This window comes from Caballeronia sp. SBC1, from assembly GCF_011493005.1.
Taxonomy (GTDB): domain Bacteria; phylum Pseudomonadota; class Gammaproteobacteria; order Burkholderiales; family Burkholderiaceae; genus Caballeronia.
In genome coordinates this window covers 1,929,361-1,946,092 of sequence record NZ_CP049156.1, presented here as the reverse complement: position 1 = coordinate 1,946,092, position 16,732 = coordinate 1,929,361, and the positions used below count along the sequence as shown (strand labels likewise).

Below are 16,732 nucleotides of genomic sequence, written 5' to 3'. Positions count from 1 at the left end.
TCATTTCAGGGATCTCATGAATAACCGTTCGGTTCACCAGAACTTCTTCCACCTCTTGCTGTTTGTCGTCACGGTTGCGCTCTGCTGGATCTTGCTGCCATTCTTCGGCGCGATCTTCTGGGGCACAATTCTCGCGATCCTGTTCCAGCCGTTGCAGCGTTATCTAGCGGCTAAATTCGGCAAGCGGCGCAATCTGGCAGCGTTCGCCACGCTGGGCCTGACGATCGTGATCGTCATCCTGCCGCTCAGCTTCGTCGCGGCCACGCTCGTCCAGGAAATCGGCCTTGCGTACGCCCAGATCAAGGCTGGCCAGCCCAATTTCACGACCTACTTCCAGCAGGCTATTCACGCGCTGCCGAACTCGGTGCAGGCGCTGCTTGGCCGCTTTGGCCTGACCGATATCCCAAGCATTCAGCAACGGCTGACCAGCGGTGCCGCGGCGATCAGCCAGTTCGTGGCTTCGCAAGCCTTGAGCATTGGCCAGAATACGTTCCAGTTCGTGATCAGCTTCGGCGTAATGCTGTATCTCGTGTTTTTCCTGCTGCGCGACGGCGGTGAAATCGGCCGGCGCATCCGCCGCGCCCTGCCCTTGGACGACGAACCCAAGCAACACTTGATCGCCAAGTTCACGACCGTCGTCCGGGCAACCGTGAAGGGCAATATCGCGGTGGCGGCCGTCCAAGGGTTCCTCGGCGGCATGATCTTCATGTTCCTGGGTATCCAGGGCTCGCTCCTGTGGGGCGTGCTGATGGCGTTCCTGTCGCTGCTGCCGGCCATCGGCGCCGCGTTGGTCTGGGCGCCGGCCGCCGCCTATTTCCTGCTCACCGGCGATATCTGGCGCGGCGTGATCCTGATCTTGTTCTGCGTGGTGGTTATCGGTCTGGTGGACAATGTGCTGCGCCCGATCCTGGTCGGCAAGGACACGAAAATGCCCGACTGGGTGGTGCTGATTTCAACGCTGGGTGGCATGGGATTGTTCGGGATCAACGGCTTCGTGATTGGACCACTGATCGCTGCGCTCTTCATGGCGAGCTGGGATTTGTTCACGCAAGACGAAGAAGCCAGGAAGATCGATAAGGTTTAGGGCCTCGGTTCGGCTCAATAAACAGGCTCAATAAAAAACCGGCTCGCTGATTAACTCAGCGAACCGGTTTTCTTCGATGACAAATAACTCAGCGTTTCTCCGCCCCGGTGTATTTACAATCGAAGCGCTTTCTCACCGTTCCGTTTTCATCGACGCTCTCAAGATATACGTCGAATTGCCATAGCCGCGCCATGTGCTTGAGGACTTCTTCGCTGTCATTGGTCAGGTGACGGTTATCGGTCATGAAATGGCGGAGGGTCAGGCTTCGGTCGCCGCGAGTATTCACTGAATACACCTGGATATTCGGTTCACGATGATGCATGTCGTACTGCCGCGACAGCGCTTGCCGAACATACCGGTATCCGCTTTCGTCGTGAATAGCGGACACTTCCAGCGAGTCACGCATATCGTCGTCGAGAATGGAGAACAGGCGCATTTCCCGGATCAGATGCGGCGATAAATACTGGGCAATAAAACTCTCGTCCTTGAAATTGCGCATGGCGTAATGCAGCGCTTCAAGCCAGTCGCTGCCGGCAAGCTCCGGAAACCATTCGCGATCTTCAGCAGTCGGGTGTTCACAGATGCGGCGAATATCGCTCATCATTGAAAAACCCAGCGCATACGGGTTGATGCCGCTGTAATACTGCTTGGTCACAGGCGGTTGATACACCACGTTACTGTGCGAATGCAGGAACTCCATCATGAAACCGTCTTCCAGACGGCCTTCCGCATAAAGCGTATTGAGCAGCGTGTAATGCCAGAACGTGGCCCACCCCTCGTTCATGACCTGCGTTTGCCGCTGCGGATAAAAATACTGGCCGACCTTACGGACAATACGAATAACTTCGCGCTCCCAAGGCTCTAGCAGCGGTGCATTTTTCTCCGCAAAATACAGCAGGTTTTCCTGGGGTTCCGGCGGATAACGGCTCTCAATTTCTTCGGTTGTGGTCGCCTTTTTATTCGGCAGCGTACGCCAGAGTTCATTCACTTGAGACTGCAAATACGCTTCACGTTCGCGCCGCGCCGCCACTTCCTTCGCCAACGACAATTTTTGCGGCCGCTTATACCGGTCCACACCGTAGTTCATCAGCGCGTGACACGAGTCGAGCAATTCCTCCACCCGGTCAATGCCATGCCGCTCCTCGCATTCCGCGATGTAATTCTTCGCATAAACGAGGTAATCGACAATGGCGTGCGCATCCGTCCACAGCTTGAACAGGTAGTTGCCCTTAAAAAACGAGTTGTGTCCGTACGCCGCGTGCGCGATGACGAGCGCCTGCATCGTCATCGTGTTTTCTTCCATCAGGTACGCAATGCACGGATTCGAGTTGATGACGATCTCGTACGCAAGGCCCATTTGCCCGCGCCGGTAACTCTTCTCGGTAGACAGGAAGTGCTTGCCGAATGACCAGTGCCGATAGTTCACCGGCATCCCGACCGACGCGTATGCGTCCATCATCTGCTCGGCGCTGATGAGTTCGAGCTGGATCGGGTACACGTCGAGCCCATAACGCTGTGCGACACGGGCAATCTCGGTGTCGTATTCCTCAATCAGCTCGAAGGTCCAGTCCGATGGACACGGCAACGGCCTTTTTTCCGCCACGTTCATGGTGTCTCCTTCCGATGCCGAGCTTTTGCGAGGCTTCCTGGCCTTTTGTGGCGCGCTGTCTTGTGCTTTCAGTTCTTCGCCAGGTTTGAGGTGATACCCACGTGCTTCGTTGTCCAGATGCCGTGTTGTCATGCAGCCGCCTGTTGTTTCTCAAACAATTCGCGAAAGACAGGATAAATATCGGCAGCCGACTCGACCTTCTTCATCGCGAGTTCAGGCGCGCCTTGCGCCAGATGAGCATATTCCACCCAGAGATTCTGCTCTTCAGGCGCTACTTGAATATAAGCAAAATAGCGCACCTTCGGCAAAATGTCCTCGGCGAGAAGCTTCCGGCACTTGGGTGAATCGTCAGTCCAGTTGTCGCCGTCGGACGCTTGCGCGCCGTAGATATTCCATTCGGCGGGCGAATACCGTTCATCCATGATCTTCTTCATCAACTCCAGCGCACTGGACACGACCGTACCGCCGCTCTCGGTTGAATGGAAGAAGGTTTCTTCGTCCACTTCTTCGGCGCGCGTGTGATGCCGGATGAAGACGACTTCGATCTTTTCGTAATTCCGGTTCAGGAACAGGTACAAAAGGATGAAGAAACGCTTCGACAGATCCTTGCGCTGCTCGTCCATGGAACCGGACACGTCCATCAGACAAAACATCACGGCCTTGCTTGATGGCGTGGGCTGCTTGATCCGGTTAACGTACCGCAAGTCGAATGGGTCGATGAAAGGAATGCGCGTGATACGTCCTTTCATGATCACGATATCTGCTTCCAGCCGCGCGATTTCCTCGGGGTCGCCTTTCTCGTCCTGGAGCACTTCCAACTGCCGCTCCATCTCGTGCAACTGACGCGATAACGGCGACCCTAGCGCAATCCGTCGCCCGAGCGCGCTGCGCAGGGAGCGAACGACATCGATATTATTCGGCGTTCCTTCAGCCGAAAACCCTGCCCGTACGTTCTTCCATGTGGGTACGGCAAGCAGTTGCGTTTTGACGAGGCGCGGCAACTCGAGGTCGTCGAAGAAATACTGCATGAACTCTTCGCGCGACAACTCGAACACGAAGTCGTCCTGCCCTTCGCCTTCGTTGCTCGCAGTCTTGCCGCCACCGCCGCCACCGCTATTCGGGCGCGCAATCTTGTCACCGCGAATGTAGTCGGCGTTGCCCGGGTGCACGAGCTCGCGCTTGCCCCCTGGGCCATGCCGGAACGAAGGTTCGGCGATGTCCTTCTTCGGAATAGTGATGCTTTGCGTGCTCTGGATGTCTTTGATGCTACGGTCCCGAACGGCATCCGACACCGCGCGGCGAATATAGTTTTTGACACGACGCAAAAAGCGTTCGCGGTTGGCAATGCTCTTGTTCTTACCGGCTAACCTGCGGTCGATGATTTGATGCAGCACATCCAGTCTCCCGCGTAATTGGCGAGGAAGCGAAGCGCTGGCGGTCTGAACCGCGCGGGGCGGCACAAGACCGTAAGGCACTCGCCAAGATGTTCGCGTTTGCGCTGGCACCAGCGCCAGCGTCACGCGAACGTATGACTCAAAACTGACAGACTCAGAACTGACAACACAACTACGATTCAATCACGTTTTACCGGGCTTCGCTGAGAACTCATTCATCTCCCTGTGAAAAATGTCCAGAAGCAGACCAAAAATCGCTGTTGTACGAGGCCACACTACGACCACTTACCGACCACTTACTTACGACGATTTACGCACCCGGAGATACCAGTCGCAGAGCAGGCGCACTTGTTTCGGCGTGTAGCCCTTCGCGACCATCCGGTTGACGAAGTCCTCGTGCTTGCGCTGTTCTTCCGCCGATCCTTTGGCATTGAACGAGATCACCGGCAGAAGTTCTTCGGTATTCGAGAACATCTTCTTCTCGATCACCACCCGCAGTTTCTCGTAGCTGATCCACGCCGGATTCTTACCGCCGTTCGCCGCCCGCGCCCGCAGCACGAAATTCACGATCTCGTTGCGGAAGTCCTTCGGGTTGCTGATGCCCGCCGGCTTTTCGATCTTCTCCAGTTCTGCGTTCAACGAGGCGCGATCAAAGCTCTCGCCGGTATCGTGATCGCGGAATTCCTGGTCCTGAATCCAGAAGTCGGCATAAGTCACATAGCGGTCGAAGATGTTTTGCCCGTACTCCGAATACGATTCCAGATACGCGGTCTGGATCTCCTTGCCGATGAATTCAGCGTACCGCGACGCCAGCACGTCCTTGATGAAGGACAGGTACTTCTGTTCCGTTTCCGGTGGGAACTGCTCGCGTTCGATCTGCTGTTCCAGCACGTACATCAGGTGTACCGGATTGGCCGCAATTTCAGTGGAGTCGAAGTTGAATACGCGCGACAGGATCTTGAACGCGAACCGCGTTGAGACCCCGGTCATGCCTTCGTCGACACCAGCGAAATCACGATACTCCTGGAACGACTTGGCCTTCGGATCCGTGTCCTTCAGGTTGTCGCCGTCATAGACCTGCATCTTCGAAAAGAGGCTGGAATTCTCCGGCTCATGAAGGCGTGTGAGTACCGCCATCTGCGCCATCATCTTGAGCGTGCCGGGCGCGCATACCGCTTCCGCCAACGAAGAATTACGCAGCAGCTTCTCGTAGATCTTCATCTCTTCGCTATAGCGCAGGCAGTACGGAACCTTTACGACGAAGATACGATCGAGCAGTGCTTCGTTGTTCTTGTTATTGCGGAACGTCTTCCATTCCGACTCGTTCGAGTGAGCGAGGATCACGCCGTCGAACGGGATCGCACCGAAACCTTCCGTGCCCTTGAAGTTGCCTTCCTGGGTAGCAGTCAGCAGCGGGTGCAGCACCTTGATCGGGGCCTTGAACATTTCAACGAACTCAAGCAAACCCTGGTTCGCAAGACACAGTCCACCTGAGTAGCTGTAGGCATCAGCGTCGTCCTGCGAATAGGTTTCGAGCTTGCGGATGTCGACCTTGCCGACGAGTGACGAGATGTCCTGATTGTTTTCATCGCCCGGTTCGGTCTTGGCTATACCGATCTGGCGAAGGATGGAGGGGTAACGGCGAACGATGCGGAACTTGCGGATGTCGCCATTGAATTCGTGAAGGCGCTTCACTGCCCACGGACTCAGGATGTTCTTGAGATAGCGGCGTGGAATGCCGTATTGCTCTTCAAGGATAGGACCGTCTTCGTCATAGTCGAACAAGCCTAAAGGAGACTCGTTGACGGGCGAACCCTTGATTGCATAGAAAGGAACACGCTCGGCCAGTTGCTTCAGACGTTCAGCAATGGATGACTTGCCACCGCCCACAGGTCCGAGCAGATACAGGATCTGCTTCTTCTCTTCCAGGCCCTGAGCTGCATGCCGGAAGTACGACACCACCTGCTCGATCACTTCCTCCATTCCGTAGAACTCACGGAATGCTGGATACACCTTGATCACCTTGTTTGCAAACACACGCGATAAACGCGGGTCCGTGCGCGTGTCGACTGACTCCGGTTCCCCGATAGCCGCCAACATCCGTTCGCCCGCTGTTGCATACGTTGCAGGATCGTCTTTGCAGAGCGCGAGATACTCTTCGAGCGAGAATTCCTCCTCGCGGGTTTTTTCGAAGCGGGTCGCGAAACTGCTGTAGATATCCATGCTACCTCCTCGCCGAAGTCAGAAAGCAATGCGTGCGCGGCGCGCCTAATCAGAACAACATCGCTTCAGTTCATCCTAAACCTATTCGAATTTTTTTTCATGCAAATGCGTTGTTGATTTGCTTCGAAGTATTCCTAGCTTGGTGGATTATTTTCGTCCACATACAATCATCATCCCGACTCGCGAAACGTTTTCCGCATTGGCTGCATAGCCTTGCTGTACAAGCCCCGGACCCATGCGACATGCTGGCAGCCGAACACCTTGGCTGCTGCTGCCGGCGGTGCAGCATTGCCCGCGTTTATGCATTGAGCGCTTATGGCGCTCATAGCCGGGTCTCTCCCGCTTCGATCCCGCTTCGATCCCGCTTCTATCGCGCTTCTCTCCTGCTTCTCTCCCGTACCCATGCTGCGCCCATGTCGAGTTGTCCCTGTGTTGTCCCCCGCTCATCCACAAGCTCATCCACAACTTATCCACCGGTTATCCCATATACGCTTCGTAGCACCGGAACGATGCAACACCAGGTGCATTTTTTTGACATCGACTCTCCAATGTCATTCGATTGCAGACTCTCAAACGCCATGTCTCTCTCTTACTAAACGAAGCGCACCGGCATCCGTTGACCGCTTATACCCCGGATATAGCTCGCTTATAGCCTCGCTATGCCTCAGCTATACCCGCTCGGCAGACAGGGATTTAGACGCAAAAAAAGCACTCGAATGAGTGCTTTTTTTGATGTAACACGCACGCATGAATCTTTCTGCGCGCTCTGTCACTGTGTCCTGGAATGCTGCAAAAATGTCATTCCAGCGTCAGTTCGATCTCGCCAATCCGGTCTATCCGGCCGCTTACCACGCTCAGGCCCTCGACTCGCCGCGCGCCCGTGTAGGAGCCGGTGGTGATGGTCCAGAACGGCTGGACCGTGTGTCCGTGCGAGCTGCAATGATTGACGAACCACACCAGCAGTTCCCGAGGGTCGCCGGCCGGATTGCCGGTGCTCGGCGGCACGATCGAGACACCGTCGACGGACAGTTCGAGCAGCGGTGAAAGGAAATCGAAGTTAGGGGCAATCACGTCATACGGCTCCATCTTGCCAACGACTAGTGCTCCGTTGTTCTGCGAATCGGCAAGTTGTGCCAGCGTCGCGAGGTTCGGCCATTGCGCGAAACGGCTGTCGACCACCTCCAGCGCCACGGCCATGCCACCCAGCGCCGCGAGCACTTCGCTGCGGCTGTAAGGTTCGTCACGGGGCGCCAATGCGTACGAAAAACGAAACGCGATCTCCAGTTCGATCAGCGCGCGAAAAAACGAGGCGTGCGCAATGCGAGCCGGTGACGTGTGGACGAGTTCTGCGTCAATCGGCGCTGTGTTTGCCAGCGCGCCGGGCGCACGGGCGCCGACTTTCCACGCGCCAATTCGTGCGCCGGAAAGGGTCAGAACTTCCTGCTGGATTGCATAAGCTGCTTCGGCGTCGGCAGGGATATCGACTGACTCGAGGTCTTCTATCAGCGTGCGCTGGCGGCGAGCCTGAACGAGTTGCGCGGCAAGGGTGGATCCGGTCATGGCGAGCGTCCTGTGGTGGTGATCGAAACGCGTTCTAATCCCGTGAAGGATGAACGAAGCGCTCAGTGTACGGGGAAGTCGACCCGGATCGCGAGTTGGGATCTGGACAGCAGGGGTTCTCGGATGGCAATTGCTTGATGCGTGCGCCGCCGCGCGGGTGGGTTCTCATGCAGATGGAGGGCTGCATCCGAACCTGATGGCAGCGTGTTGATCGAACCCTCGTTGCATCCTCGCTTGCCTGCGCGCGCTGGATGCCAGGATCGCCTATGGGAGTATGGGGACTATGGGCCGCGTCAACCCAAACACGCATTGTCAGCGGCGTCCAGGTCGGCAGTGAACGCTCACGTTGATCGGGTTAAGCAAGTTGATCTTGTTAAACCAAATCACCCGCGATCAAGAAAAAACGCGCCCCGCAAACCGGGTTCGCGGAGCGCGTTCGACTCAATAAGCCCACTTAGCCGATCAGAAGGTTTGCCAATCGCCGGTAGGCGCAGCCGCTACCGGCCGTGCTGCGACAGGCGCTTTGGTCAGTGTGATGGCCGGCGCTGTGCGCCGCGGCTTCGCCGGAACGGCCAGGCGAGACTTTGCTGCCGCGGATGATCCGGGCCGCGCCGCAGCGTGGCTGAAACCCGCTTCGACCGCGCTGTCGTCGAGTTGAAATACTGCCACGGCCTGCCGCAGCTTCGCCGCCTGATCCTCCAGCGATTGCGCAGCCGCCGCTGCTTCCTCGACCAGCGCCGCGTTCTGCTGTGTCACTTCGTCCATCTGCGTGACTGCGCGCGCCACTTGTTCAATGCCGCCGCTTTGCTCCTGCGACGCTGCCGCGATCTCGCCCATGATGTCGGTGACGCGTTGCACCGCGCCTATAATCTCGTTCATCGTGCGGCCGGCTTCGTCGACCAGCGACGTCCCCGATTGCACGCGCTCGACCGAGGTATCGATAAGACCCTTGATCTCCTTCGCCGCCGCCGAAGAGCGTTGAGCGAGGTTGCGCACTTCACCTGCAACGACCGCAAACCCGCGCCCTTCTTCACCTGCACGAGCAGCTTCCACGGCCGCGTTCAGTGCCAGGATATTGGTCTGGAACGCAATCCCTTCGATGATCGTAATAATGTCCGCGATCTTCGCCGAGCTCTGGTTGATATCGCCCATGGTGTCGACCACTTGGGCCACCACGCGGCTGCCCTTGTTCGCGATCTCCGACGCGTTGGCCGCCAGCGAACTCGCCTGCCGGGCGTTATCGGCATTCTGCTTCACGGTGCCGGTCAGTTCATCCATGCTCGACGCGGTTTCCTGCAGCGCCGACGCCTGTTCTTCCGTACGCGACGACAAGTCGATATTGCCCGCCGCGATCTGCTTGGTCGCCGTCGCGATGGATTCGCTGCCTGAGCGTACGCTGCGAACCGTCCCGACGAGACTGGCCTGCATCTTGGCGAGGCCTTGCATCAGCAGGCCCATTTCGTCGCGTGAGGTGGCAACGACCTTGCCGCGCAGATCACCGGCTGCGATTGCTTCGAAGTGCTTGAGCGCGGCGTCCAGCGGCCGGCCGATCGCGCGGCGCAACGCGATCCACGAAAACGCAGCAGCGGCCAGTCCGACGAGGATCGCGATCAGGCTCAACATGCGAAAACTCGATGCGGCCGATTGGGCCGCGTCGTAGCCCTGTCTGGCGCCGTCAAACTGGAATTTGCGCAGCGCGTCGTTGGCCGTCGAAAGCTCACCGTATGCGACCTGCATCGCTTTGGCTGTTTCTATGATGCGCGGCTGGTCATTAGCCCTGACCGCGTCATATCCGCTGTCGATCACCTTTTGCAACGCAAGGCGTTTGGCGTTGGAGGTATCGGCGAGTTGCCGTTCGTTGGGATCCTGCGGCAGCTCGGTATATTTCTTCCAATAATCGTTGGCACGGCCGCGCATCATGCCGCCACGCTCGATAGTCGCCGCCACTTCCGGCGTACCGGCAAGAAACGCTGCCCGGTCGAATATGAGCCGTTCGCGGGCCGTATAAAGCTCGGCGTTGCTGACGGCGTTAGCGCTTGGCATCTGGTCTTCGAAGGTGTCGCGATAGGCCTGATTCGACTGCGTCATTCCGTAAAGCCCCAATCCGCCAATCGCTACCAGGAGCAGCCCCAGAAATGCCATTGTCAGACCGAGACGGGCCTTGATCGTTAAACTCATGTTCATGATTTTCCTTGGGGCTGCTTATAAAATGTCGGCACGGTGAGGTCTGGAATCGCGATTCCGTCAAGACCAGATTCGCCTGCTTGAACATCTTTTACGGCGTATGCACGGCGCACTTGAGGAAATTCATGAAATCTTATTTCGTCTAATGATTTACCCTAAGAACTTTAGATGCGCGTTATTAAACAAAGAAAGGCATTTATGCGATTGTTGTAAACGATTCAGGATGAGTGATGCCAGCGGCTTTACGACCGTCGGTGGAACCGGTTGAGGCTTGATTCGGGGAGAAAAGGGGGAAGAACGGGCAAATGAGGATACTGCCGGGCACGGTGGCCCTCTAAGGTTGAATCGTCTCTCTGGTTTCTTGGCTTTTCCAGTTCCCGCCGCGGGTGGTTCGCGCGCGCCGAAGCGCTAACAAACCGTGGCGCGGAAAAACGGGGTTTTGCCGACGCCGGCAAAACCCCGCATGCGAACGTCATCTGCGCGCTTCAGGCGTTCTCGGTGTTACCTTGGCCCAGCGCCATGGAGTTCGCTGCAGCAGTGGATCCGGCCGCCGCCTCTTTCCGATAAGCCAGCGGCAACACTTCCGGCACGACCGCCGTCGATTCACGCAAGATCATGCGCGGCGTCACGACGCGCCGCCGCGTGGTCGCCGGCACCTTGCCCGCGATCCGGTCGATCAGCGTCTGAGCCGCCAGCTCCCCGAGTTCGCGTACCGACTGCCCAACCGTCGACAACGCCGGATAGGTGTACCGGCTTAATTCGATATCGTCGAAACCGATGATCGAACAGTCACGCGGCACGTTGATACCCCGCTCGGCCGCTGCCCGCAACGCACCGACGCCCATCATGTCGTTGCACGCAAAAATGCCGGTGGGCTTGAGGGTATCGAAGAGTTGCGACGCTGCCTCGTAACCGCCTGTGGCCGAAAATGCGCTCTGCTGAATGGCGTTCGGCTCGATCTCGATGCCACGCTCCGCCATTGCACGGATAAATCCGTGAACGCGCATCGCGCTGACCGCCGTGGCAATCGGGCCCGTGATACAGCCTACCCGCGAGTGGCCGAGTTGCAGCAAGTGGCGCGTGGCCAGATAGCCGCCCTTCTCGTGGTCGATCTGCACCAGATCCGCCGATACGCCTTCAATATTCCGGTCCAGGATCACCAGCGGTTCACGCGAACCGGCCAGGCTTTGCGCCAGCACCGCATCTTCTCCGGCAGACGCAATCACCAGCCCGTCGATGCGTTTTTCCTGCAGTACGCGCAAGTAGCTGCGCTGCTTGGCAGGATCGTCGTCCGAATTGCAGAAGAACATGCAATAGCCGTTCTTCGCACACCCGTCTTCCACCCCCCGCGCCAGTTCCGCGAAGTACGGGTTGGTTGCGTTCGGCACCAGCAAGCCGATGGTGAGCGTGTTGCGCGCCTTGAGAGAACGCGCCACCGCCGAGGGCACGTAGTCAAGTTCCAGGATCGCGCGCTCCACCTTCAGCCGCACCTCCGCCGAAACGGGCCGCGAGTTGTTCACGACATGAGACACCGTTGTGAACGATACGCCCGCAATGGCTGCTACATCTTTGATCGTCGCCATACTTGGTCCTTCTCTCTGACTTGGGTGTTGCTTCTTGCTCTTCTTAATTGGCCCCCGCAACGCGCATCCTGCTGCGCTGCCCTCTAGCCTTGCGTTCCCGGTTGCCCGCTTGGTCTAACGTACTACACCTGCCTGTGTGCGGTCCTGTGTGCAGCCATCAGGATTGCCCGCCGGCGTTTTCCCCGCGCCGGTTTTCATGCTTGGCGGCACCGCAGCTTTTTGCTGCTTGGTGCCTGCTTTGACTGCGTTTTGACTGCCTAAACTAAACCTGCTTTCGCTACCGTGACTCAGCTGCTTTAAAAACTTTCAGTGTGCCGGTTCAGCGGTTCAGCGCTTCACTGCCGATCCGCCGCTGCCTGGCTGAGGCGGCGCCTTGGCGTCCGGAACGATAGGTTCCTGGAGGATTTCATCGCGTTTCGCGTAACCGGCAAAAGCCGCCGCCAACAGCGCATCTTGCGACCACGTGTCTCGCTCGAAGACCCCGGTCATCCGTCCCGCCGACATCACCCCGATCCGGTCACAAATAAGCATCAGTTCGCGCAGATCACTGGATACCACCACCAGCGCCCGCCCTTCTAGCGCCAGCGCACCCATCAATGCATAAATATCAAATTTTGCGCCAACATCGATGCCGCGCGTGGGTTCATCGAAAAGCAGCACGGTTGAGTCGCGCGCGAGCCAGCGGCCGATCACCACCTTTTGCTGATTGCCGCCCGACAACTCCGACACCGGTTGCAACGGACCGGCGGCGCGGATATGCATCGCGTCAATCTGGCTTTGCGCCAACGCCGCTTCACGCCGTCCATCGACAAAACCCCTGCTCGACACCGCGCCGATATTGCCGAGCGAAATGTTCGCGGCAATGGGCTGCGGCAGCAGCAAACCCTCGCCCTTGCGATCCTCGGTGATCAGCGCAATGCCGTTCTTCACCGCGTCGGCCGGCGACGTAATCTTCACCGGCATAAGCGCAGCACCCTCATGCGCGACGGAGACCACGCCGCTATCGGCCCGATCCGCGCCGTAGATCAGCCGCATCAGTTCCGTGCGGCCCGCGCCAATCAGCCCGCTGATGCCGAAGATCTCGCCCGCCTTCACCTCGAACGACACATCGCGGACCACCTGGCCGCGGCTCATGCCAGCAACTTTCAGCGCGACGTCGCGAATCCTTCGCTCGCCCAGATCGATGCGCTCGCCTATGTCACGCCCCACCATGAGCGTAACCAGGCGGTCGCTGGTCAGGTTCTGCATGGCGTCGATATGAACCAGCTTGCCGTCGCGTAACACTGCTGCGCGCCCGGCGATCCGCCTTAACTCTTCCAGCCGGTGCGAGATATACACCAGCGCCACGCCCCGCTCCTTCAGACGCTCGACCTGCTCGAACAGCAGGTCCACTTCGCGCGCCGTCAGCATGGCGGTGGGTTCGTCGAGAATCAGCACGCGGCAATCGCCAATCAGATTGCGCGCGATCTCAACCATCTGCTGATGCCCGATCCCCAGTTCCCCCACGAGCGTATCCGGGTCGATCGCGTCAAGCCCGACCTGCTGCATCGCGTGGCGGGCGTCCTCGCGCAGCGCCGCCCGGTCGATCCAGCCAAACTTGAATCCCTTGCGCTGCGGCAAGCGGTTCAGGAACAAGTTTTCCGCCACCGACAACGTAGGCAGCAGGTTCAGTTCCTGCATCACCATGCGCACGCCGAGTGCTTCTGCGTCCTTGCGGCTGGCTGGCTGGCGAGTAAGGCGCTCCACCCAAGGTCATGGTGCCGGTGGTTGGATCGACCAGGCCGCCAATGATTTTGGACAGCGTGCTTTTCCCGGCGCCGTTTTCCCCGGTCAGCGCGAGCACTTCGCCCGCGTGCAGATCCAGCGTGACTTCGGATAAAACCGGTTCCACGTAGGTCTTGCCTATCCCGCTCACCGTGAGAACGGGCGCGGTCTCCACTCTGTCGTCCATCCTCTTCTCCGGCGAAAAGCCGCTGCGTTGTTTAAACGCCCGCCCCTCTCGCTGCACCCGGCCAGAAACCGGACTTCGCAGACCTTTCGGACCCTATGGACCTCAATATGGCGACGCTTCGATTACTGACCAGGCCCGACCGCAATCGTTTGCAGCCGGGCGTGTTCGCGAAGCCTCAACTAGCCCAATACAGGTCCAATACCGCCCACTATCCAGCCCACCAAGTTCAGATACAACATTCCGGGCTCCGCCTGACCATTCATCGAAAAACGAGTTAATCATCCAATTCTCTCGTTTATCGGCATCGGTGCCCGTTTCTTAAGATTTTAAGCAGACAAATGGAATTTCATATGCGCGTAATACCTATTTTTTCGTGACCAGGACCACTGGGGTTTCCACCACGCCCGACAATTCCGATTGTTTCTTATGCTCGGAAAGCGCTTTCAAAGCCGTGTCGATACCAAATACCGCTTGTTTCGCGGCGTATTGATCGGCGGTCGCAAGAATTCGGCCGTCGGCGAGCATCGGTTTGATGGCGTTGATGTTGTCATATCCGACGACGTAGACCTTCCCCGCCTTGCCTGCCGCCCGCACTGCAGCCACCGCGCCGAGCGCCATGTTGTCGTTGCCGCACAGCAGCGCTTTGATGTTCGGATTCGCGTTCAGGATCTGCGATGCCACCGCGTTGCCCTTGTCGATTTCCCAATCACCCGATTGCAGCGCAACAACCTTCATGCCACCCGCCTGCATCGCGTCCTTGAAGCCGGCCGTGCGTTGCTGCGCGTTGGTCGTGGTCGACACGCCTTCGATAATGCCGACTTCATCGCCGGCCTTGAGTCGCTTGGCCAGGTAGTCCCCGACCTGTCTTGCGCCCTTCGCGTTATCCGGGCCGACGAACGGCACGTTCAGGTCCTTTGACTTGAGTACGTCCGGGTCCAGCCGGTTGTCAATGTTCACCACAATGATCCCTGCATCCACAGCCTTCTTGATGACCGGGACGAGCGCTTTCGAATCGGCGGGAGCGATTACGAGCGCATCGACCTTCGAGACGATCATCTGCTCGACAATGCGAATCTGGTTCGCGGTATCGGTTTCGTCCTTGATGCCATTGGTGATTAGGTCAAATTGGCTCGCGTTATGGGCCTGATAGTCCTTGGCGCCGGTTTCCATGGTCAGGAAAAACTCGTTCGCCAGCGATTTCATCACGAGTGCAACCTTCGGCTTGTGCGCGGTTTGCGCGGCGGCGCCCGTGGAATACAACGACAACGGCAATGCGGCGCACGCGCTCAGTGACAGCGCAACAGACATGAAACGGCGGCGCACCGCGGGTTTGACAGGTTTGTGATGTGAGTTCATGCGGCAAATCTCCCGGTTTCGTTTTGAGTTATTGGATGTTCAGTTATTGGATGAAACAGGATGGGTGTCGATGCGTTGGAATGTCAGGTTGCTGGTTCCGGCAGCTGTGCTTCCGGGCAGATCGGGTACCTCGAGCTGCCCCGGTCGCGATCCGGCAGTCGTGACGGACATCGAGACACGACCCCGTCGGATAGACGGGATTCAACATCGCGCGAGATCCCTGTGCGGGCTTACGTATCTCTCGTCCAAGTGACAAGCGCGCTTCGTGCGGCCCCGATGAGCGTGGACGTTTCCGCAGCCTGCCGCAATTGCCGTCGGCCCTGATTTTCGCGCAACGCGTGACCCAGCGCGTGACACAGTGCGACCGCGCAGCAAGGCCGCTAATCAACTTCTGTGTACGAAGTATCGTTAAGTTTCGCCCGGTATAACAATGCCGGCAAGCTTTCACAGCTCGTCGACAGACTCCCCTTCCACCTTCTTGTCGATGATCGCCCGCGCATACTCAATACCCGCACGCGTCGCGTCAATAGGACTGTTGAACGGCTCCTGCTCCGGCACGCCGAACATCTCCGATTTCCCGCCCTCGCCACTGGCACTGCGCGAGATGTTGACGATGATATCGAAATGACGTGGACCGTCGTCCGGCTCGTCGCGTTCCTTGCCGCGGCGCAACGCCTGGACGGTGATTTCAAAACCTTTGTAGTGATCGGATAAGGGGCGGGACATACGCGACTCCTTTGAGCGGTAGAACGACAGGATCGCACGGCTTTGCAACGCTGCGCACAAAGAGTGTAGCGAGCGACTGTGAAGGCGTTTTGTCGGCGCGCAGACACCGTTCTCGCGAATGTTGCGACGCTACAACGGAGATTTTCCCCTGCGCGTGCCTGTGGGTGCGGCTCGTTAGCGGCCGCGAAATCATTGAGCGCATCGAGCGTCATGGGCTGTACAAGCGCGTGGGCGAAACGAAAATTGTAAGCCTTCTGAGCAGAACCGTTGCCCTTGATGAAAGAAAGCTTACAAAGTGCGCATCAATGGGCTGGGAGCAGGTCAAAATTAGTTTTAATCGGTTTGAATCGATTAATGCGGCCGTCTTTTGAATAACGCGGACGTCATGCGCTTTTCGATTTCCGTAGGTTCGAAACCGTACGGCATTTGTATGGCTTTTTGCCATAATGGCTTGCCCGGTTTGGCCTGATCAAGCTGCCTGAAGATGGCAATGGCGGCAAAACGATGGCAATGGCGGCAAAACCCAAGGCAAACGCCGCAGCGGTATGGACACTCGCCTGACCTTGCAGCACTTCACCTCGTTTCACGACAATCATTTAAAGGGAGAAAACGCATGAAGATCCAGGTAACCATGGCCGCGCTCGCACTGGGCGTCGCTTTAAGCGTGAGCTTTGCTGTAACACCGGCGTTTGCCGATAACAGCCAGCAATCGAAGATGACGACCTGCAATGCGCAGGCTGCCGGAAAGAAAGGCGATGACCGCAAGGCATTCATGAAAGATTGCCTCTCGTCAACACCTGCAGCCGCGGCTCCAATGACCCAGCAGCAGAAAATGACGGCGTGCAACAAATCAGCGACGGGCAAGAAAGGCGATGATCGCAAGGCCTTCATGAAGGACTGTCTCAGCAACAAGAGCTGATCCGGAGCGAGGTGACGTTCAATTGTTTGTTAAAGCCGCGTGGCTTGGAACACGCGGCTTTTTTCATGGCGTTTTCAGCCACAAATCAGACATAAATCGGGCATAGGTGAAGTCCCGGGCGCGGGAAAACCCCGCCTTGTCTT

10 protein-coding genes and 1 pseudogene are annotated in these 16,732 nt (G+C 57.9%); 2 read left to right on the top strand and 9 right to left on the bottom strand.

Annotated elements, in window-relative coordinates:
* The first annotated feature begins 16 nt into the window (after window positions 1-16).
* Complete coding sequence (locus SBC1_RS08595; RefSeq protein ID WP_165090754.1) at window positions 17-1,084, top strand: AI-2E family transporter; 1,068 nt, start codon at window positions 17-19, stop codon at window positions 1,082-1,084.
* An 88-nt stretch (window positions 1,085-1,172) separates the two neighbouring features.
* Here the strand turns inward: SBC1_RS08595 and SBC1_RS08590 are convergent, their stop codons facing one another.
* The 9 genes and pseudogenes from SBC1_RS08590 to SBC1_RS08550 form a co-directional block, all read right to left on the bottom strand.
* Entirely contained in the window at window positions 1,173-2,825 is a 1,653-nt protein-coding gene (locus tag SBC1_RS08590; RefSeq protein WP_165090751.1) for a SpoVR family protein, read from the bottom strand.
* Window positions 2,822-4,087 carry a YeaH/YhbH family protein gene (locus tag SBC1_RS08585; protein ID WP_165090748.1) on the bottom strand — a complete coding sequence of 422 codons (1,266 nt, stop codon included), beginning with the start codon at window positions 4,085-4,087 and terminating at the stop codon, window positions 2,822-2,824. Before SBC1_RS08585 ends, SBC1_RS08590 begins: the two co-directional genes overlap by 4 nt.
* Before the next feature lie 300 nt (window positions 4,088-4,387).
* A complete protein-coding gene (locus tag SBC1_RS08580; protein WP_165090741.1) occupies window positions 4,388-6,310 on the bottom strand; it encodes a PrkA family serine protein kinase in 1,923 nt (640 codons plus the stop codon).
* Between the two features lie 798 nt (window positions 6,311-7,108).
* Window positions 7,109-7,870: a 2-keto-4-pentenoate hydratase gene (locus tag SBC1_RS08575; protein WP_165090720.1), complete on the bottom strand. Its 762-nt coding sequence runs from the start codon at window positions 7,868-7,870 to the stop codon at window positions 7,109-7,111.
* Between the two features lie 462 nt (window positions 7,871-8,332).
* Window positions 8,333-10,054, bottom strand: coding sequence for a methyl-accepting chemotaxis protein (locus SBC1_RS08570; protein WP_165987560.1), 1,722 nt, complete (start codon window positions 10,052-10,054; stop codon window positions 8,333-8,335).
* A 485-nt stretch (window positions 10,055-10,539) separates the two neighbouring features.
* Window positions 10,540-11,637: a LacI family DNA-binding transcriptional regulator gene (locus SBC1_RS08565; RefSeq protein ID WP_165090711.1), complete on the bottom strand. Its 1,098-nt coding sequence runs from the start codon at window positions 11,635-11,637 to the stop codon at window positions 10,540-10,542.
* A gap of 327 nt (window positions 11,638-11,964) precedes the next feature.
* Window positions 11,965-13,588: pseudogene (locus SBC1_RS08560) on the bottom strand (sugar ABC transporter ATP-binding protein).
* A 363-nt stretch (window positions 13,589-13,951) separates the two neighbouring features.
* Entirely contained in the window at window positions 13,952-14,896 is a 945-nt protein-coding gene (locus tag SBC1_RS08555) for a sugar ABC transporter substrate-binding protein (RefSeq protein WP_370469618.1), read from the bottom strand.
* Between the two features lie 492 nt (window positions 14,897-15,388).
* Window positions 15,389-15,670: a hypothetical protein gene (locus SBC1_RS08550; RefSeq protein ID WP_165090696.1), complete on the bottom strand. Its 282-nt coding sequence runs from the start codon at window positions 15,668-15,670 to the stop codon at window positions 15,389-15,391.
* 613 nt (window positions 15,671-16,283) lie between these two features.
* Between SBC1_RS08550 and SBC1_RS08545 the strand changes: the two genes are divergently transcribed.
* Window positions 16,284-16,589 (top strand): PsiF family protein, encoded by a 306-nt coding sequence (locus SBC1_RS08545; protein WP_165093165.1) that lies wholly within the window; start codon window positions 16,284-16,286, stop codon window positions 16,587-16,589.
* Window positions 16,590-16,732 lie beyond the last annotated feature (143 nt).